At 62.8% G+C, this 18,096-nt stretch carries 16 protein-coding genes; 6 read left to right on the top strand and 10 right to left on the bottom strand.

Annotation, left to right across the window (positions count from 1 at the left end; genetic code table 11):
* The first annotated feature begins 29 nt into the window (after nt 1–29).
* Complete coding sequence (locus J5N58_RS04675; protein WP_113424438.1) at nt 30–1,454, top strand: gamma-aminobutyraldehyde dehydrogenase; 1,425 nt, start codon at nt 30–32, stop codon at nt 1,452–1,454.
* 288 nt (nt 1,455–1,742) lie between these two features.
* Here J5N58_RS04675 and J5N58_RS04670 read toward each other — a convergent pair whose 3' ends face one another.
* Both J5N58_RS04670 and J5N58_RS04665 read right to left on the bottom strand, forming a co-directional pair.
* The gene (locus J5N58_RS04670; protein ID WP_113438082.1) at nt 1,743–3,674 is read right to left on the bottom strand and encodes an FUSC family protein; all 1,932 of its coding nucleotides are present in this window, start codon (nt 3,672–3,674) and stop codon (nt 1,743–1,745) included.
* Nucleotides 3,671–4,117 (bottom strand): MarR family winged helix-turn-helix transcriptional regulator, encoded by a 447-nt coding sequence (locus tag J5N58_RS04665; RefSeq protein ID WP_244709877.1) that lies wholly within the window; start codon nt 4,115–4,117, stop codon nt 3,671–3,673. The genes J5N58_RS04670 and J5N58_RS04665 overlap by 4 nt, the downstream gene beginning before the upstream one ends.
* Before the next feature lie 192 nt (nt 4,118–4,309).
* Between J5N58_RS04665 and J5N58_RS04660 the strand changes: the two genes are divergently transcribed.
* A complete protein-coding gene (locus J5N58_RS04660) occupies nt 4,310–5,005 on the top strand; it encodes an SH3 domain-containing protein (protein WP_113438083.1) in 696 nt (231 codons plus the stop codon).
* Between the two features lie 45 nt (nt 5,006–5,050).
* Here the strand turns inward: J5N58_RS04660 and tal are convergent, their stop codons facing one another.
* The 3 genes from tal to J5N58_RS04645 form a co-directional block, all read right to left on the bottom strand.
* Entirely contained in the window at nt 5,051–6,007 is a 957-nt protein-coding gene (gene tal / locus J5N58_RS04655) for a transaldolase (protein ID WP_112829333.1), read from the bottom strand.
* Between the two features lie 124 nt (nt 6,008–6,131).
* Complete coding sequence (locus tag J5N58_RS04650; RefSeq protein WP_244709875.1) at nt 6,132–7,022, bottom strand: methylated-DNA--[protein]-cysteine S-methyltransferase; 891 nt, start codon at nt 7,020–7,022, stop codon at nt 6,132–6,134.
* 86 nt (nt 7,023–7,108) lie between these two features.
* On the bottom strand, nt 7,109–7,606 hold the full coding sequence (locus tag J5N58_RS04645) for a DUF2244 domain-containing protein (RefSeq protein ID WP_162708254.1): 498 nt from the start codon (nt 7,604–7,606) through the stop codon (nt 7,109–7,111).
* Between the two features lie 22 nt (nt 7,607–7,628).
* Here J5N58_RS04645 and nth point away from each other — a divergent pair, with 22 nt between their 5' ends.
* On the top strand, nt 7,629–8,408 hold the full coding sequence (gene nth, locus J5N58_RS04640; RefSeq protein ID WP_162708253.1) for an endonuclease III: 780 nt from the start codon (nt 7,629–7,631) through the stop codon (nt 8,406–8,408).
* Between the two features lie 18 nt (nt 8,409–8,426).
* Here the strand turns inward: nth and J5N58_RS04635 are convergent, their stop codons facing one another.
* The 5 genes from J5N58_RS04635 to J5N58_RS04615 all read right to left on the bottom strand — a co-directional run bounded on the left by J5N58_RS04635 (nt 8,427) and on the right by J5N58_RS04615 (nt 13,965).
* Nucleotides 8,427–9,140: a sulfate transporter family protein gene (locus tag J5N58_RS04635; protein WP_112829386.1), complete on the bottom strand. Its 714-nt coding sequence runs from the start codon at nt 9,138–9,140 to the stop codon at nt 8,427–8,429.
* A 127-nt stretch (nt 9,141–9,267) separates the two neighbouring features.
* Nucleotides 9,268–10,053: a carbon-nitrogen hydrolase family protein gene (locus J5N58_RS04630; RefSeq protein WP_112829385.1), complete on the bottom strand. Its 786-nt coding sequence runs from the start codon at nt 10,051–10,053 to the stop codon at nt 9,268–9,270.
* 95 nt (nt 10,054–10,148) lie between these two features.
* Entirely contained in the window at nt 10,149–10,808 is a 660-nt protein-coding gene (locus tag J5N58_RS04625; RefSeq protein ID WP_244709873.1) for an exopolysaccharide biosynthesis protein, read from the bottom strand.
* Nucleotides 10,809–10,905: 97 nt separating this feature from the next.
* The gene (locus J5N58_RS04620) at nt 10,906–12,750 is read right to left on the bottom strand and encodes an ABC transporter ATP-binding protein (RefSeq protein ID WP_113340804.1); all 1,845 of its coding nucleotides are present in this window, start codon (nt 12,748–12,750) and stop codon (nt 10,906–10,908) included.
* Between the two features lie 51 nt (nt 12,751–12,801).
* Nucleotides 12,802–13,965 carry a M20 aminoacylase family protein gene (locus J5N58_RS04615; protein WP_113340805.1) on the bottom strand — a complete coding sequence of 388 codons (1,164 nt, stop codon included), beginning with the start codon at nt 13,963–13,965 and terminating at the stop codon, nt 12,802–12,804.
* Between the two features lie 319 nt (nt 13,966–14,284).
* On the opposite strand from J5N58_RS04615, the gene J5N58_RS04610 reads away from it, so the two are divergent.
* The 3 genes from J5N58_RS04610 (at nt 14,285) to J5N58_RS04600 (ending at nt 17,991) form a co-directional block, all read left to right on the top strand.
* Entirely contained in the window at nt 14,285–15,991 is a 1,707-nt protein-coding gene (locus J5N58_RS04610; RefSeq protein ID WP_112829327.1) for a peptide ABC transporter substrate-binding protein, read from the top strand.
* A gap of 79 nt (nt 15,992–16,070) precedes the next feature.
* Nucleotides 16,071–17,081, top strand: a complete 1,011-nt coding sequence (locus J5N58_RS04605; RefSeq protein WP_112829326.1) for an ABC transporter permease — start codon at nt 16,071–16,073, stop codon at nt 17,079–17,081.
* Nucleotides 17,074–17,991 (top strand): ABC transporter permease, encoded by a 918-nt coding sequence (locus J5N58_RS04600; RefSeq protein ID WP_244709870.1) that lies wholly within the window; start codon nt 17,074–17,076, stop codon nt 17,989–17,991. Before J5N58_RS04605 ends, J5N58_RS04600 begins: the two co-directional genes overlap by 8 nt.
* Nucleotides 17,992–18,096: the final 105 nt, after the last annotated feature.

Below are 18,096 nucleotides of genomic sequence, written 5' to 3'. Positions count from 1 at the left end.
CAACCATTCAAGACTGAGGGAGAACCAAAATGGACACGCAAATGCTGATCGGCGCGACATTCGAAGCCGGCACGGAAACCGAGGAAAAGATCCTCAACCCCAAGACCGGGGAAGTGATCCTCGACCTGCCCGAAGCCTCTCTCGGCCAGATCGACGCCGCTGTCGACGCTGCTGAAAAAGCCTTCGAAGACTGGGCCGCCACAACGCCCGGCCAGCGTTCTGCCTACCTCTTGGCAATCGCCGACGCCATCGAGAAGGATGCCGACGGTTTCGCCGCGCTGGAGAGCCTCAATTGCGGCAAGCCGATCAATGCCGTGAAGAACGATGAAATCCCCGCCATCGTCGATTGCTGGCGTTTCTTCGCCGGCGCCATCCGCTCGTTGCATGCCCCGGTCGCCGGCGAATACCTGCCGGGCTTCACCTCGATGATCCGCCGCGATCCGGTTGGCATCGTCGGCTCCATCGCGCCGTGGAACTACCCTCTGATGATGATGGCCTGGAAGCTCGCACCGGCAATCGCCGGGGGCAATACCGTGGTCTTCAAGCCCTCCGAACAGACGCCGCTCACAGCCCTCAAGATGGCGAAGCTTCTCGCCGACATCCTGCCGGAAGGCGTGGTCAACGTCGTGCTCGGCCGTGGCGAGAGCGTCGGAAACGCGCTCATCAACCACCCGAAGATCGGCATGGTGTCGATCACCGGCGACATCGCCACCGGCAAGAAGGTGCTGGCGGCTGCGTCGAAGACCGTCAAGCGAACCCATCTCGAACTCGGCGGCAAGGCGCCGGTCATCGTCTATGACGATGCCGACATCGACGCCGTCGTCTCCGCCATCCGCACCTTCGGTTATTACAATGCCGGTCAGGACTGCACCGCCGCCTGCCGCATCTATGCCGCCGACAAGGTCTATGACAATTTCGTCGCCGACCTCGCCTCCGCGGTCTCGACGCTGAAGTTCAACCAGGCCGACGACACCGAAAACGAGATCGGCCCGCTCATCTCGAAGCGCCAGCGCGACCGCGTAGAGAGCTTCGTCACCCGCGCCGCCGAGCACAAGCACATGGAAGTCGTCACCGGCGGCAAGGTCTCGGGCGACAAGGGCTTTTTCTACACCCCTACCGTCATCGCCGGCGCCCTGCAGGACGACGAGATCGTCCGCCGCGAGGTCTTCGGCCCGGTCGTGTCCGTCACCCGCTTCTCCGAAACAGAGGACGCCATCGCCTGGGCGAACGACAGCGACTACGGCCTTGCTTCCTCCGTCTGGACCAAGGACATTTCCCGCGCCATGAAGACCGCCGCCCGTCTGCGCTACGGCTGCACCTGGATCAACACCCACTTCATGCTGTGCAATGAAATGCCCCATGGCGGCCTGAAGCAGTCCGGCTACGGCAAGGACATGTCGGTCTACGCGCTGGAGGACTACACCGCAGTCCGCCACGTCATGATCGCGCATTGAACAGCAGTCAACGGCGCGGTATCGAACGCGCCGTCAGACGGCCGGCAAATCCGCGCGTTTGCGCCCGACGGTGTACGGGCTTTTCCATGCCGTCATGGATGTGCTCGTCACAGGCATCCATCCAGCCCAAATCCCTGGGCTGGAAGAGTTTTTTGACCCGACGGACGTCGGATCGCTGGATGCCGGGTCAAGTCCGGCATGACGGGGGAGATGCTTTGCGCTTCACTGGAGCCTGAAACTTGCGGTCGGCGGCAGTGTGGCTTTTGCAACGCCCCTCTCTCTTTCGGCCTACCCGGCCCGCTTCATGAAAGCGACGTTCGCCCGAAGCGCCTCGGCGGCTCCCGCAACGGAAGCGCTTTCGCGCGGGTGCGCCGTGGAAAGCCTTCCACCGGCACGCGCCAGCGCGGCCGCGGCTTTTTCTGGCTCCGAGCTCACCCTCCTCAATCGCTCTAGTGCTGCCTTGGCAGCCCGTTCCGCGCCATCGGACAAGGCGCCTGAACGGACGAGATCCTGCAGGGAGAGGATCGAATAGCCGATCGACAGGACAGCAAGCCCGCCATCGGTGACATCGCGATGCGTGTCGCCGCTGCGCTCGGCGAACCGGATCATCCGGAAGAGACGGTGATAGAGACGCCCCCGCCAGGTCAGGCGGTGCTGCGAGGCATCCTCCGCCCGCGCCATGTCCTGCAACTCGTGCACCATCGTGACGATCAGCGTTTCGAGACGTTTGCCGGCATTGAGCGGGAAGATCAGCCTGTAGGCGACGAGCGCCACGACCGGAGCCAGCACGACCGCAACCGCGCCCGACAGCATCGAGGAAAAGTCCCCCGTCAACGGATAGGTCGGGTGCAGGAGCAGCAGCGACACCATGGCATAGTCGAATGCGGCGGGAAGCGTGCGCCGATGGGAGAAGAACAGCGAAGCCCCCAGGATGAACGGCATCGTCAGCAGCACCACCTGAAGTTCGCTACCGGCAAACGGCCAGACGAGGAACCGGCAGGCAAGCGCCCCAAACGCGCCGAAGACCTGTCCGAGCAGCACGAATCGCATCATGTGAGCGGGATTGTCGAAGGTCGAGAAGATCGTCGTCATGATCGACAGGCCGAGCAGCAGGAAGGGCGCGGCCTCCCAGCCCGTCACGACCCACAGGAGCCCGACCAGTAGCATGCAGAACGTTGCCCGTATCGATGCCTGACGCGCCCCGATCCAGTCGCGGTGCAATACCACCGGATGGCTGGCATGGCCCGCATGTACAGCCTTTTCCACATGCTGGCCGAGGGCCACGCGATGGGCGCGAATGGCCTCGCTCAGCGTTTGCAGCGCGTCCCCGAGATCGGTGCCGCGGCCAGCAAGTGCGGCCGCCGCGTCGATGCGGGCCAGCGGACCGTCGGAACCATTGCCCGCCTCGAAACCGGCCGCGGCCTCGTCGAGCAGATCGGCGATGCCTCCGTCTCGGCCATGACCGGCCCGACGCCCGGCCAGCAGCAGCGATATCTGCACCGAAAGCACCGTGCGCATGGCGCGAACCGCCTGACGCGAGCGGAACGACCCCGCGCCATGGGGATCGAGAACCTCGTCGATGGCCGCCATTTCGGCGAGCAGCGCCCGCTGCTCATCGCCGAGCGTCGTGATGTTCCCACCCCTGAGCGCTATAGCAAGGTCGCGCAACAGCCGCGCCGTGACACGGCGCATCCGGCCGGTCATCTCGTTTTCGGCGGCGGCCGGCGTCAAAAGCCAACCGACCGCCAGCGCGGTCAGAACGCCCACCATGATGGTCGCCGCCCGATCGGCGCCGAGGGACAGCACATGATCCGGATGACCGGTATCGAGCAGCGCCACCATGGATGCCGAGTAACCCGACAACATTGCGCCATAGGAGACATAACCGCGCAACAGATTGCCGGCCGCGACGCAGAGCCCGATCCAGACAGAGAGGCCGATGACAAGCGGCCGGGGGTCTCCGCCGGAAACCGCGACGAGACCGACCCCGGCTGCAACGCCAATCACCGTCCCCACGGCACGAAAGAGGCCCTTCTCCAAGAGCTGGCCGCGCGTGGGCTGCGCCGCCGCCCAGACCGTCATCGCCGCCCACTGCGGATGCTCAAGCCCGAGCAGCCATGCAATGAACAATGCCAGGCACGCCGCAACCGCGGTCCTGAACGCGAAATTCAACCGCGGCAGATCGAAACCGAGTCTCCCCATGCGCTGTGCCGGCGTCATCGTTCGGTGCTCCCGGTCTCATGCGCGGCCCGGATGCGGGCCTCGATCTTCTCGAAGGCGCCGAGCAGCACGGCAATCTCGGCATCGGAAAGATCCCGCAGCATTTCGTCTTCCAGGGGCAGCAGGCGCTCCAGAATGGCCGAGACGCGCTGCGTGCCCGAAGGCGTGAGGTAAAGACGCCTGGCCCTGCGGTCCTCCGCTTCCGTGCGGCGCTCCACCAGCCCCTGCCGCTCGAGAATGTCGAGAAGACGCACGAGGCTCGATCCGTCGAGGCCGATGTGCGCAGCAAGCTCCTTCTGCGTCAGACCGTCGCCGATCCTGTGCAGATGGAAGAGCGGCGACCATGTCGCATCGCTCAGCCCGACGGCGGCCACACCCTCGTCCACGTGCTGACGCCAGCGGCGCGACAGTCCGACGAGACGAAATCCGAATTCCCTGCGCAATTTTGTATCCATGCAGATTGATTTGCATCAAATCTATTTTGATCGCAAGCATTTTTGCTGCGCCGCAGCAATCCTCGAGGAAAATCGTCGCCCCAGAGCCCGCGCAAAGGGTGGCGTTTACCTTCCCCGTGGATAATCCGGCAGCAAGACCGCCGCTGTATTATCGTCCGTCGCAATCAACGGAGTTCCTCGATGCGCCGCGCCATGCCCCTCTTTCTCTCGACCGTCCTTCTGGCAGTTGCCGCCGTGCTGCTCCCGCGAACGCTCAGCGCAGAAGAACCTCGGGTTGTCCCGGCGCCGAACCTCTATTCCAACCCATCGGACGATGCCTCCTACTGGCACGTCATGGGCCTGCGCCCCGGCGATACGCTGAACGTGCGCTCCGGCCCAGGACCCGCGTTCCGCATCATCGGCGTGCTGGAGGAAGGAACGCCGATCCGCAATCTCGGTTGCCGGGAACGCGAAGGCGGCTACTGGTGCCGGATCGCCACCTACGACCGGCCACGCCTGAGCGGCTGGGTCAACGGCCGCTATGTGAGCGATGAAGATGAATATGTGGAACCCGACGGCGCCTATCGGCCCTATCCCGCCGATCCGTCATGGCCGGGTGCTAACGGCTACGAACGAACCGGCGCCTTCAACTGCCGCTTCGGCCGCGATCCGCGGCTCTTCCGTTGCCCCTTCGGACTGCAGCGTCATGGCACCAGCGCCGAAATCGCCATCGAAACGCCGGATGGTGTCGTCCGCTCGCTGATCTATCGCGCCGGACGCTTTACCAGCGAGGATGGCGCGGAGGTTCGCTCCCGCAAGGAAGGCGCAAATGCAGTGGTGACGATCGAGGGTGTGGAAACCTACTTCATCCCCGACAATGTCGTGATGAACTGGTAAGCAACACCCCCCCGCCGGACAGGCAGGGAGGTGAAACGGCGACCATCAGGCGGCAAGGGCCTTGGCAACCTGGCTGCGCAGCGTGCCGAGATCCTTGGCGAATGCGCGGATGCCTTCGGCAAGCTTTTCGGTCGCCATGGCGTCTTCGTTGAGCGCCCAGCGGAAGGCCTTCTCGTCGAGCGTAACGAGCGGGTCCGCCGTGACCTTGTCGGCCGACAGAACCTGGGCGAGCGGGCCCGTATCCTTGTCGAGTTCGTCGAGCAGCGCCGGGCTGATCGTCAGGCGGTCGCAACCGGCCAGCGCCTCGATCTCTCCGGCATTGCGGAAGGAGGCGCCCATCACGATCGTCTTGATGCCGTTGACCTTGTAGTAATTGTAGATCGCCCGGACCGAGAGCACGCCCGGATCGGTTTCCGAAGTGTAGTTTTCGCCCGTCGACTTCTTGTACCAGTCGAGAATGCGACCGACGAAGGGCGAGATCAGGAACACATTCGCCTCGGCGCAGGCAATCGCCTGGGCCTTGGAGAAGAGAAGCGTCAGGTTGCAGTCGATACCTTCCTTCTGCAGCACTTCCGCGGCGCGGATGCCTTCCCAGGTGGAAGCGAGCTTGATGAGGATGCGGTCACGCTCGATGCCGCGTTCCTTGTAGCCGGCGATGATTTCATGCGCCTTGGCAATCGACCCCTTGGTGTCGAAGGAAAGATCGGCGTCGACTTCGGTCGAAACACGGCCCGGAACCAGTCCGGCAAGCGCGGCACCGACGGAAATCGCCAGACGGTCGGCAACCGCAGCGGTGACGGCTTCGCTCGAACCGCCCTTGGCCTTGCCCCAGGCGATCGCCTCCTTGAAGGCGTCGGCAAAGGCATCCGTTCCCAGTGCTTTCAGAACGATAGTCGGGTTGGTGGTGCAATCCACCGGCTTCAGCCGGGCAACGGCCTCGATGTCGCCGGTATCCGCGACAACCGTCGTCATGGAGCGAAGCTGTTCGAGTTTGGAAGTCATGATCGTCATCCTTGAGTTGGACCGGCCCGGCCGGAACGTGCCCGACTATCACCAGCCGAAGACGGCAAAGTCAAGAACGCTTGGGATAACGTTTCAATCGATTTATGGGTCCGGGGTTTTCCGCTCAATTTCCGAGCTGGCCGGCTTCCCAGCCCAGCATGGCGCGCTTGCGCGTCAGGCCCCAGTGATATCCGGTGAGCGCGCCGCTCTTGCCGAGCGCCCGGTGGCAGGGAACCACGAAGGAAACAGGATTGCGGCCGACAGCCGCACCTACAGCACGGCTCGCCGTCGGCTGGCCGATTCTCGCGGCAATGTCGGAATAGGTGACCGCCTTGCCGAGCGGAATCAGCAGCAGGCTTTCCCACACCCGGACCTGAAAGTCGGTACCGATCAAAACCACCCTCAGCGGCTGGTCGTCGCACCAGCGCGCGGGATCGAAAACACGGCCGGCATAGGGTTCCGTTGCCGAGTTGTCGGCAATGAAATGCGCATTCGGCCAACGCTTCGCCATATCCTCGAAACAGGCGGTCTCCTCGCCCGGATCGGCAAAGGCAAGGCCCGCAAGCCCCCTGTCCGTCACCATCACCAGAGCCTGACCGAAGGGTGACGAATGAAAACCGTAGCGGATCGTCAGCCCGCCGCCCTTCGCTTTCCATTCGCCGGGGCTCATCGCCTCATGCGTGACGAAGAGATCGTGCAGGCGGCCTGGACCGGAAAGCCCGAGCTCGATGGACGTTTCGAGAAGCGGCATGCCTTCCTGGCCGAGCAGCCGCTTGGCGTGATCGAGGGTCACGGCCTGCAGGAAAGCCTTCGGGGAAAGCCCCGCCCAGCGGGTAAAGGTCTTCTGCAATTGCGTCGGCGACTGGCCGAGCCTTGCCGCGATGGTCTCCAGCGACGGCTGGTCCTGATAATCGAGCGACAGCATTTCGATCACCTTGCGCACCGTCTCGTAATCCGAGCCCGCCGGGGTGATGTCGCTGATTTTCGAAAGGTCGATCTGCTGGGCAAGTGTCATGGCATAATCCTCATCTTGAGGAGAATTTCACCACGGGCGGACGTCGGATACCACCCGTTTCTTGCGCGGCCATAAGGTCTTGCGCATCAGATGCGCCGCTTCACCGTCGCGAGCGCCCCCTTGAAGGCCCGCGCGAAACTCTCCCGGTCGTCCGGATTGAGGAAGGAACCGATGTCGGTACGTCGCCCCTCGCCCACCACATGCATGGAAACGATGCCGATCTCGTCATGCCGGCGCACGAAGAAACGCGCCCAGAACGGATTGAACCGATGTTCGGTCACGCGGCCTGACGGCGTGTACTTGCGGATCGACAGGCTGGTGCGCGAAACCGTGACTTCCTCGCGCGCGCGGGCCGCGCGGTAGTTGAGCCAGAAGGCGCCGTAGAGCAGCAGAAAATCCAGCCCGAAGAAGAAGGCGATCGGCCAGGCGCCGGTCACGGTGAAAAAGACCGCATGAATGCAGCAGACTGCCCCGGTCAGAACCAGCAGGATGCGAAACCCCTTCCGGCCGAGCGAGCGATAGGGGATGAGTTCGGCAGCAAATATCGGCTGCTCGGCGGTGCTGTTCACATTGCCTTCGGTCATTCCACCTGACTATAGATTGTCCATGACGAGTCCGATCAAGAAATCCAGCACCCAAACTTTGAAAAAGTCAAATCCGGCAGTCGCGGGACGCAAGGCGCCCACGGCCCGCAGCGCCTATAGCCGCGCCGAACTGGAGGAGATTTTCCGTCGCTTTTCCGTTCAAAGGCCGGAGCCGAAGGGGGAGCTTGAACACGTCAATCCCTTCACGCTCGTCGTCGCGGTTGCCCTTTCCGCGCAGGCGACGGATGCCGGCGTCAACAAGGCGACGCGCGCCCTCTTCAAGGTGGCCGATACACCGCAGAAGATGCTCGATCTCGGCGAGGAGAAGGTCCGCGACTACATCAAGACCATTGGCCTCTACCGCAACAAGGCCAAGAACGTCATCGCCCTCTCGCAGCGGCTGGTCGACGTCTATGGCGGCGAGGTGCCGAAAACCCGCGAGGAACTGGTCACCCTGCCCGGTGTCGGTCGCAAGACCGCCAATGTCGTGATGTCCATGGCCTTCGGCATTCCGACGATCGCCGTCGACACCCATATCTTCCGCATCGCCAACCGCATCCGCCTGGCGCCCGGCAAGACCCCGGACGAGGTGGAAGATAAGCTCACCAAGGTCATCCCGAAGCACTATCTCTATCACGCCCACCACTGGCTGATCCTGCACGGGCGTTACTGTTGCAAGGCGCGGCGTCCGGAATGCGAGCGCTGCGTCATCGCCGATCTCTGCAAATCGGCGGAGAAGACATGCGACGTGCCGGCACCGCTGGTGGAACTGCCGCCACAGGTGATCGGAGCGGTGGAATGAACCCGCCGGAAGCTTCCGTTACAGACGGAAGCCTGCTTCCCGGCGGCTCAGCATCTTGTGCAAATGCACCATCATCGAGGCGGCAAAGAGCGGCGTCAGCAGGTTGACGATGGGGATGGCGAGAAAGCCTGCGATCACCAGTCCGCCGACGAAGACGGTCGAGGCATTCTTCGCCCGGAAGAGCCGCGCCTCCTGCGGCGAGCGGAAGCGCATGGCGGCGAACTCGAAGAACTCCCGGCCGAGCAGATAGCCGTTCACCAGGAAGAAGGCGACGAGGTTCACGCCCGGAACGAAGAGCAGGATCAGCGCCACGATATTGCCGAGCACCACCACGCCGAAGAATTTCAGCGACGACAGGATGGCGTCGCTCAAGGGCATGGCGATACCGGGCGGGTCGGCGGGATAGTGCTGCTTCTCGATCACTTCGGCGACATCGTCGAGGAAGAGGCCGGCAATGATCGCAGTCACGGAAGAGAGAAGCAGGGCAAGCGCCAGCGCAAGCCCGATGCTCGCAAAAATGCCGAACACGAAGCCGAGCCATCCGGCCCAACCCGGCATGCCGGGAAGGAAGCTTTCTATCCATGGCATGACATAGGCGATGAAACTCTCGCGCACCGCCACCCACAGGCCGACGAGGACGAGGACGGTAAGCCCCATCACCTTCCAGAAGACCTTGCGTGTTTCGGGAGCGAAGAGATTGTTAAGGGCCAGTCTGGCCGCTTCGATAATCATGGACATCTCCGTGAAGCCACTGCCGATGTAGGAAGCAGAAAGGCAGGCCACAAGTCTGCCTCGGCACCCCGCCCCGAAAATCGGATGGACATTCCGCGCATCCGGCGGACCCTGCGGTGCCTCGCTTTTACAGTCGGTAGAGTTCGGACCGCCGCTCCGCCAGATACGGATTCTGCTCGCGGCATTCGTCATAGGCCGATGGCTCGACCTCGGCGACCAGCAGAGCCTCGCGTGCGCCGGCGCGCGCAAGCTCGTCGCCGTCGGGGCCGACGATCACCGAGCGGCCGCAATATTCCGCCGAATTCTCCGAACCGCAGAGATCGGAATAGACGAGGAAGACGCCGTTCTCGAAAGCGCGGGCCGGTACGACGGTATCCGCCACGCGGCGGCTGATGACGCCGGCCGGAAGCGCGGTCGGCACCAGCACCAGTTCGGCGCCTGCGAGCGCCACGCTGCGCACATATTCGGGAAATTCCACGTCATAGCAGATCAGCATGGAGGTCTTCATGCCGCAAAGGTCGAAGACATGCGGGACATCGTTTCCGGGGGTGAACGCGGCCCGTTCCGCATCCCCGTAGAGATGTCCCTTGCGATAGAATTCGCGCGTGCCGTCGGGCCTGACCAAGACCGCGGAATTGTAGACCGCGTCGTCCTCGCGCTCCGGAAAGCCGGCGCAGATCGCAAGTCCGAACGTTTCGGCGATATCGGCAAGCGCATCGATCAGCGCGCCGTCCCGTGGTTCCGCGATTTCGGCGAACAGCGCCCCCAGCGCATAGCCGCTGGTCGAAAGCTCGGGCGTCACCAGAAGCTCGGCTCCCATGTCGGAAGCCGCTTCGGCCGCCCTTGCGATCTTGACGAGATTTTCGGCGATGTCGCCGGAGACGGGTTGCATCTGGAAAAGCGAGATCAACATGAAAGGTCCCTGAAGCGTCATTGCGACGGACGGAAGATAGGCCGGCCTGTGACGCTTTGCAAAGCGTCGGAACCGTTGCCGACAGCTTTTCCGTTTCAAAACAGCGTCGTCGTCAGCAGCAGGATCAGCCCCTTGACGAGAGCGAACAGCACCCCGGCCACCACCGTCAGCGAGAAGACGAACATCGCCATGCCGAGCAGCACGCAGATACCGTCCCGTTCGAGGATGCCGAAGGAAAACAGACAGATCGCAATCGCCGGAAAGATGTTTCCAAGCGGTATGGGCAGGATGAGGATGATCGACAGGATCAGGCACAGCAAGCCCGTCAGATATTCGGCCGGCGGATAGACGAGGAAGCCGAGCCGCGGCCTCAGCATCCGCTCGCCGCGGGCAAGCCAGGGCGAAACCCGGCTGGCGATGGCGGAAAAATCGGACTGCGCGACGGACCTGTTGGCAATCACTTTCGGCAGCCAGGGCGACTGGCCGAGCATGAGCTGCGCCGACAGAAAGACCAGCGGCGCACCCGTCAGCGCCGAGGTGCCCGGCGGCGAGGGAATGACATTCGGCAGCGCAAAGATCAGGATCAGCGCGCCGAAAGCACGGTCGCCCATCGCCTGGAAGATATCGGCGACCGAGATGCGCTCCCGGCTGGTATCGTCTGCGAGGCTGGCGAGGATTTCGGACAGGCGAGCGCCGCGTTTGCGCCGGCCGCCATCTGCCGCGAGGTCGGCCTCATCCCCATCCATCTCGTCCATTCCAACTCCCTGCCGAACGACACCGGTGCCCTATGTAGTATCGCCTTAACCGCAGACAATGACGGTAGTTTGATGGAGGATGCCAGCCAGGCCGCGATCAGACCTGCACGAGATGACCGGCCGACACCTCACGATACTGCCGCTGCGGCGGAACGAAACCGACGGGCCGGACAGGGCTCTTGATCTCATCCGTCGCAAGGTTCCTCTTCACATTGCGCCGGGCGGGGTCCGGCACCGGCACCGCCGCCATCAGCTTGCGGGTATAGGGATGCTGCGGGTTCTCGAAGACGGCCTGCCGCGGCCCGATCTCGACGATCTCCCCGAGATACATGACGGCGACGCGATGCGACACGCGCTCCACCACGGCCATGTCGTGGGAAATGAAGAGATAGGCGAGGTTGAAGCTCTGCTGCAGGTCGAGCAGGAGATTGCACACCTGCGCCTTGATCGACACGTCGAGGGCCGACACGGCTTCGTCGGCGACGATCACTTTCGGATCGAGCATCAGCGATCGCGCAATCGCGATGCGCTGACGCTGGCCGCCGGAGAATTCGTGCGGATAACGCCGCATCATGTCGGCTTTCAGCCCCACGCGCTCCAGAAGGCTCGCCGCCTTTTCCCGCGCCTGCGCCTTGCTGCCGAGGCCATGCTCGATGAAAGGCTCCATCACCGCCGAGCCGACGCTCATGCGCGGATCGAGGCTGGCGAAGGGGTCCTGGAACACCATCTGGATGCTTCGCCGCATCTTGCGCAGCGAACTGCGGTCGAGCCGCACGACATCGTAGCCGTCGAGCGAGATCTGCCCTGCCGTGGGCTCGACCAGCCGCGTGATCGAACGCCCAGTCGTCGACTTGCCGCAGCCGGATTCCCCGACGAGAGACAATGTCTCCCCTTCCCTGAGATCGAAGGAGACGTTTTCCACGGCATGAACGGCGCCGCTCCTGCGGCCGAGAAGCCCCGAGCGGATATCGAACCGCGTCGTCAGGTTCTTCACCTCCAGCAGCGGCCGCTTGCGCTCGTCGACACCTCCAGCTTCCGTTTCCGGCGTGGTGGTCTGCCCGGTCGAGATATCGATCACCGGAAAACGCATCGGGCGCTCGCGCCCGCCCATCGATCCGAGCTTCGGCACGGCCGAAAGCAGCGCCCGCGTATAGGGATGCTTGCCGCGGTTGAAGATGTCGTCCGTCGTGCCGGTTTCCACCGCCTCGCCGCGGAACATCACGATCGTGCGGTCGGAAACCTCCGCCACGACGCCCATGTCGTGGGTGATGAAGAGAACCGACATGCCCTCCTCTTCCTGCAGCAGCTTGATGAGGTCGAGGATCTGCCCCTGGATCGTCACGTCGAGCGCGGTGGTGGGCTCGTCGGCAATCAGGAGCTTCGGTTTCGAGGCCAGAGCCATGGCGATCATCACGCGCTGGCGCATGCCACCGGAAAACTGGTGCGGATAGTCGTCGAAACGACCTTTGGCGTTCGGTATCCGCACCTTTTCGAGCAGATGCAGCACTTCGGCCTTCGCCTCCGCCGCCGAGACGTCGCGATGGCAGGTGATCGCCTCGGCAATCTGCTTGCCGATCGGGAAGATCGGATTGAGGCTGGTCATCGGCTCCTGGAAGATCATCGAGATATCGTTGCCGCGAACCCTGCGCATGGATTCGCTGTCGAGCGTCAGCAGTTCCCGGCCGTTGAGCCGGATACTGCCCTCGATGCGGCTCGAATTCTTCGGCAGCAAACGCATGACCGAAAGCGACGTCACGCTTTTTCCCGATCCTGATTCGCCGACGATCGCCACCGTTTCCTTCGGCGCGATATCGAAGCTCATGTTGCGTACGACGGAGCGCCACTCGTCTCCGACCCTGAAGGATGTCGTAAGATCCCGCACGGAAAGGACGGGGACGGCATTTCCTGCCTGAGGATTTCCGTTATTCGTGGCATTCACCATTGCGCACTCCGTTCCACGACGATTGATATCGAAATCGAGCGACGCCTGAGGTCAGGCGGCGAGCGCATTTTCGGCGAGCGTAACCCAGTAGCTGATGCCGTAGGGGATCGCTTCATCGTTGAAATCATAGGCCGAATGGTGAAGGTTGGCGCTGTCGCCATTGCCGATGAAGACGAAGGCGCCCGGCCGTGCCTCGAGCATGTAGGAGAAATCCTCCGCCCCCATCAGCGGCGGCATGTTGCCTTCGACGGCCTTTTCGCCGGCCACCTTGCGCATCACGCCGAGCGCGAATTCGGTCTCCTCGGCATGATTGAACGTCACCGGATAGCCACGGCGATAATGCACGTCGACGCTCGCCCCAAAGCCCGCGGCAATGCCGCGCGCGATCTCGCCGAGACGCTTTTCCGCGTAGTCCCGGGTTTCCGGCAGCAGGGTGCGCACGGTCCCCGTCAACTTGACGGTGTTGGCGATCACGTTGGAGGCTTCCCCGCCATGCACGGTCGCAACCGTCACCACGACGGATTTCAGCGGGTCCACCTCGCGCGAGGCGATCGCCTGCAGCGCAATCACCACATGGGAAGAGACGAGCACGGGATCGATCGTCGTGTGGGGCTGGGCGGCATGGCCTCCGCGCCCGTGGACGATGATCTCGAATTCGTCGGCCGCCGCCATCACCGACCCGTCGCGGGTGGCGAAATGGCCGACCGGCAATCCCGGCGCATTGTGCATGCCGAACACCTGGCTGATGCCGAAGGTCTCCATCATGCCGTCGTTGACCATCTCCAGGCCGCCCCCGCCGCCTTCTTCCGCAGGCTGGAAGATCACGGCGACGGAGCCTTTGAAATTGCGGGTTTCGGCAAGATATTTGGCTGCGCCGAGCAGCATCGCGGTATGCCCGTCATGGCCGCAGGCATGCATCTTGCCGGGCGTCCTGGACGACCATTCCCGGCCGCTCGTCTCGTAGATCGGAAGGGCGTCCATGTCGGCGCGGAAACCGATGACCCGCCCTTCGCCGCGGCTGCCCTTGATGATGCCTACGACGCCGGTGCGGCCGATACCCGTCTGGACGGTGTCGCAGCCGAATTCCTTCAGTTTCTCGGCCACGAAAGCCGAGGTGTCGTAGACATCGAACAGCAGTTCCGGATTTTCATGCAAGTGGCGCCGCCAACCGGCCACCTCCTGCTGCAATTCGCTGGCGCGATTGAGCACGGGCATTGTTTTTCCTCGTTTTGTCTTCGGTTCCCATTTTTTTGCAGGCATACTGCGCTGGCTCAAAGCGCTTTTGCAAGTCGCAATTTTCCGCCTTGAACGCAAAATAGGCCTATGCTTAGATGGCCCAAATTTTGATCAGGCCCACCGGTCGCAACAACCGTCAGGTGTGCTAACAGTAATCGAGTGGAGGCCAAAGAATCAAAATTACCGAACAAGGTCAGGAACATAAAAAGCAGCTGACCTTGGCGTCCCGGAGAGCAGGGAACTCTCCGTCGGATCAACATTTCATACAGCTCCAACAAAAAAATAGGGGAACAAGCATATGAACAGACTTCGTATTGCATTGGCGGCTTCGGTAGCGGCAGTTGCCTTTTCGACGGCGCCGGCAATGGCCGAGCGAGGCACGGACGGCGACCTGAAGATCATCTTCTGGCAAGCCGTATCGACGATGAATCCTTACCTCTCCGGCGGCACCAAGGAAGTCTACGCCGCCTCGATGGTCATCGAACCGCTGGCACGTTATGACGAAACCGGCGCGCTCGTTCCGATGCTGGCCGCAGAAATCCCGACCGTCGAAAACGGCGGCGTCGCGGCCGACCTGAAAAGCATCACCTGGAAGCTGAAGCCCGATCTCAAATGGTCCGATGGCACCCCGGTGACCGCCGACGACGCCATCTTCACCTGGAAATACTGCACCGCGCCGGATGGCGGCTGCGCCCAGGCCGCCTACTATGAAGGCGTCTCGAATGTCGAGGCCGTCGACGCCTCCACCATCAAGGTCTCCTTCGCCGAGCCGAAGCCCTATCCGTACAGCGCCTTCGTCGGCGCCCAGTCGCCGATCATCCAGGCGGCGCAGTTCAAGGATTGCCTTGGCGTCAAGGCCCCGGAATGCACCTCGGCGAATTTCGGCCCGATCGGCACCGGCCCCTTCGTCGTGAAGGAATTCAAGCCGAACGACGTCGTCACCTTCACCGCCAATCCGAACTATCGCGATCCGGCCAAGCCGGCCTTCGCCTCCGTGACCCTGAAGGGCGGTGGTGACGCCGCCTCCGCGGCCCGCTCCGTGCTGGAGACCGGCGAATTCGACTATGCCTGGAACATGCAGGTCGAACCCGAAGTTCTCGCCGCCATGATGCAGGCCGGCAAGGGCAAGATTGAAGTTGCTTTCGGCACCCAGGTCGAGCGCATCGACGTAAACCCCTATGCCGTCGACCCGTCACTCGGCGACAAGCGTTCCACCAAGGAAGCAGGCCCGCATCCGGCTCTTTCCGATCCGGCCGTGCGCAAGGCGCTGTCGCTCGCCATCGACCGTGACATCATCGACGAAGCCGGCTACGGCGACAACGGCAAGCCGACCTGCAACATTCTCCCGGCCCCGGATATCTATGTCTCGACCGCTGTCGACTGGTGCCTGAAGCAGGATCTCGACACGGCCAACAAGCTGCTCGACGATGCCGGCTGGAAGATGGGCTCCGACGGCATTCGCGAGAAGAACGGCGTCAAGCTCTCCTTCCTCTACCAGACCTCCACCAATTCGGTCCGCCAGGCGACCCAGGCGCTCGTCAAGGACATGTGGGCCCAGATCGGCGTCTCGGTCGAACTGCGCAACATCTCGGCAAACGTCTTCTTCGGCGGCGACCCGGCATCTCCGGACACCTTCCAAAAGTTCTATGCCGACGTGCAGATGTACACCAACAACTTCGACGGCACCGACCCCGAGAAGTACATGGCCGGCTGGATGTGCGACAAGATCCCGAGCCCGGCGACCGGCTGGCAGGGTGAAAACATCGTCCGCTACTGCAATCCGGAATATGACGCCCTCGTCAAGGAACTGGGCAAGACCGGCAAGCTCGAGGACCGGGCCGCCATCGCCAAGAAGCTCAACGACATGCTGAGCAACGACGTCGCCCAGATCCCGCTCATCCATCGCGGCCAGCCTTCGGCCGTCAATGCGACGCTCGCAGGCGTCAAGATGAATGCCTGGGATAGCGAACTCTGGAACGTCGCCGACTGGTCGCGCAAGAAGTAAGTGCCACAGCATCAGGCCCGCGCCGTCCGCGCGGGCCTGATCGTCGCATTTCACTTCGTGACAGTCTGGAGAGCCTCCGATGTTCACCTTCACGCTGCGGCGATTGCTCTTTGCAATCCCGACACTGCTGGTCATCAGCTTCATCATCTTCGCCTTGCTCGACCTTGCTCCGAGCGATCCCCTGAGCGACCTGCCGCTGACCATTCCTCCCGAGGTTCGCGAACAGATCCGTGCCGCCATGGGTGCCGACCAGCCCTTCGTCATCCGCTACCTGCGCTGGCTTCAGCAGTTCTTCGTCAATGAACCGCTCAACATCTTCGAACAGATCACCGGCATGACCGTCGGCGACGGCAATCGCCTGCGCGTGCTTTCATGGGCGACCCGCAGCCCGGTCGTCGACCTGATCGTCCAGCGCCTGCCGCAGACCCTCTGGGTCGTCGGGCTTTCCTATCTCTTCGGCGTGATGCTGGCGATCCCGATCGGCGTCGTCTCGGCCTACAAGCAGTATTCGCTGTTCGACCAGATCGGCACCTTTGTCTCGATGGTCGGCTATTCGGTTCCGACCTTCTTCACCGGCGTGCTGCTGATCGTCATTTTCAGCTCCTACCTGCAATGGTTCCCGTCGATCTACGACACCAACCTCGTGGTCAACGACTGGTCGAGCTTCGTCGCCCAGGCCAGGCAGATGTTCCTGCCGGTGCTCGTGCTGACGCTCTACAACACCTCGCAGATCAGCCGCTTCGTGCGCGCCTCGATGCTCGACAACCTGCATCAGGACTACGTTCGAACCGCCCGCGCCAAGGGGGTGAAGGAAAAGGTCGTGCTTTTGGTGCATGTGCTGCGCAACAGCCTCATCCCGGTGGTAACAGTCATCGCGCTCGGCGTGCCGACGATCTTCTCCGGCGCCATCATCACCGAACAGATCTTCCGGGTGAACGGCCTCGGACAGCTTCTGATTACCGCAATCCAAGGAGCGGATATTCCGCTGGTCCAGACGCTGACCTTCATCTTCGCCTTCCTGATCGTCCTCTTCAACCTGATTGCCGACGTTCTCTACGGCATCCTTGACCCGAGGATACGCTATGACTGACACGACCGTCGCAATTGCTCCCGCAGCCGAGAGGAAGAGTTCGCCGCTTGCCGATCTCTGGCGGCAGTTCCGCGCGCATCCCGGCGGCGTCGCCGGCCTCGCGGTCTTCGCCTTCATCGTCGCCGCAGTCTATCTCGGCCCCTTCATCCATACGATCGATCCGAACAAGATCGACATCCGCGCCAAGAACCAGGGGCCGTCCTTCGCCCACCCCTTCGGCACGGACAATCTCGGCCACGACATGCTGGCCCAGGTTCTCGCCGGCGGGCAGATCTCGCTCGCCGTCGGCATGACCGCCATGCTTCTGTCGCTCTTCCTCGGCACGCTGGTCGGGGTTCTCGCGGGCTATCTCAAGCGGATCGACGGGCCGCTGATGCGGCTCACCGACCTCTTTCTTGCGCTGCCGCTGCTGCCGCTGCTGCTCGTCGTCATCATGCTCTTCCGCGATACGTTGAGGGCAGCCTTCGGGCCTGAAACCGGCATCTTCATCCTGATCGTCTTCGTCATCGGGATTACGAGTTGGATGCATACCGCCCGCATCGTGCGTGGCGACGTGCTTGCGGTCAAAAGCCAGGAATTCATCCTCGCCGCCAAGTCGAGCGGCATGCATGAATACCGGGTGATCCTCAAACACATCCTGCCCAATGTCATGAGCTCGATCATGGTTTCGGCGACGCTTGGCATCGCCTCGGCCATCATCACGGAATCGGCGCTCTCCTTCCTCGGGCTCGGCTTCCCCTCGGACTTCCCGACCTGGGGCCGCCTTCTCTATGACGGCGCCAACTTCCTGCAGATCAACCCGTCCCGCGTGCTGTGGCCGGGGCTTGCGATCTCGCTGACGGTCCTGAGCGTCAACTATATCGGCGACGCCATCCGCGACGCGCTCGATCCGAGAATGCTGAAACGGTGAAAGCCTGTTAAACGGAAAAAAGGGCGCTTCGGCGCCCTTTCTTTTGAAGCGATCGAAGCGAAGAACGGCGCGTCGTCCATCCACACCGCGCCGCGAACCACCGCG

Origin of the sequence: Paenirhizobium cremeum, from assembly GCF_022884085.1 — a bacterium.
Lineage (GTDB): Bacteria > Pseudomonadota > Alphaproteobacteria > Rhizobiales > Rhizobiaceae > Allorhizobium > Allorhizobium cremeum.
This window is presented reverse-complemented; position numbering and strand designations above follow the sequence as displayed.

Bases quoted from the DNA above. Each gene is read 5' to 3' on its own strand.
- J5N58_RS04600 (WP_244709870.1), top strand. From the start codon at position 17,074: ATGACTGACACGACCGTCGCAATTGCTCCCGCAGCCGAGAGGAAGAGT.
- nth (WP_162708253.1), top strand. From the start codon at position 7,629: ATGACGAGTCCGATCAAGAAATCCAGCACCCAAACTTTGAAAAAGTCA.
- tal (WP_112829333.1), bottom strand. From the start codon at position 6,007: ATGACTTCCAAACTCGAACAGCTTCGCTCCATGACGACGGTTGTCGCG.
- J5N58_RS04650 (WP_244709875.1), bottom strand. From the start codon at position 7,022: ATGACACTTGCCCAGCAGATCGACCTTTCGAAAATCAGCGACATCACC.
- J5N58_RS04670 (WP_113438082.1), bottom strand. From the start codon at position 3,674: ATGACGCCGGCACAGCGCATGGGGAGACTCGGTTTCGATCTGCCGCGG.
- J5N58_RS04615 (WP_113340805.1), bottom strand. From the start codon at position 13,965: ATGCCCGTGCTCAATCGCGCCAGCGAATTGCAGCAGGAGGTGGCCGGT.
- J5N58_RS04620 (WP_113340804.1), bottom strand. From the start codon at position 12,750: ATGGTGAATGCCACGAATAACGGAAATCCTCAGGCAGGAAATGCCGTC.
- J5N58_RS04610 (WP_112829327.1), top strand. From the start codon at position 14,285: ATGAACAGACTTCGTATTGCATTGGCGGCTTCGGTAGCGGCAGTTGCC.
- J5N58_RS04605 (WP_112829326.1), top strand. From the start codon at position 16,071: ATGTTCACCTTCACGCTGCGGCGATTGCTCTTTGCAATCCCGACACTG.
- J5N58_RS04675 (WP_113424438.1), top strand. From the start codon at position 30: ATGGACACGCAAATGCTGATCGGCGCGACATTCGAAGCCGGCACGGAA.
- J5N58_RS04635 (WP_112829386.1), bottom strand. From the start codon at position 9,140: ATGATTATCGAAGCGGCCAGACTGGCCCTTAACAATCTCTTCGCTCCC.
- J5N58_RS04660 (WP_113438083.1), top strand. From the start codon at position 4,310: ATGCGCCGCGCCATGCCCCTCTTTCTCTCGACCGTCCTTCTGGCAGTT.
- J5N58_RS04630 (WP_112829385.1), bottom strand. From the start codon at position 10,053: ATGTTGATCTCGCTTTTCCAGATGCAACCCGTCTCCGGCGACATCGCC.
- J5N58_RS04645 (WP_162708254.1), bottom strand. From the start codon at position 7,606: ATGACCGAAGGCAATGTGAACAGCACCGCCGAGCAGCCGATATTTGCT.
- J5N58_RS04625 (WP_244709873.1), bottom strand. From the start codon at position 10,808: ATGGACGAGATGGATGGGGATGAGGCCGACCTCGCGGCAGATGGCGGC.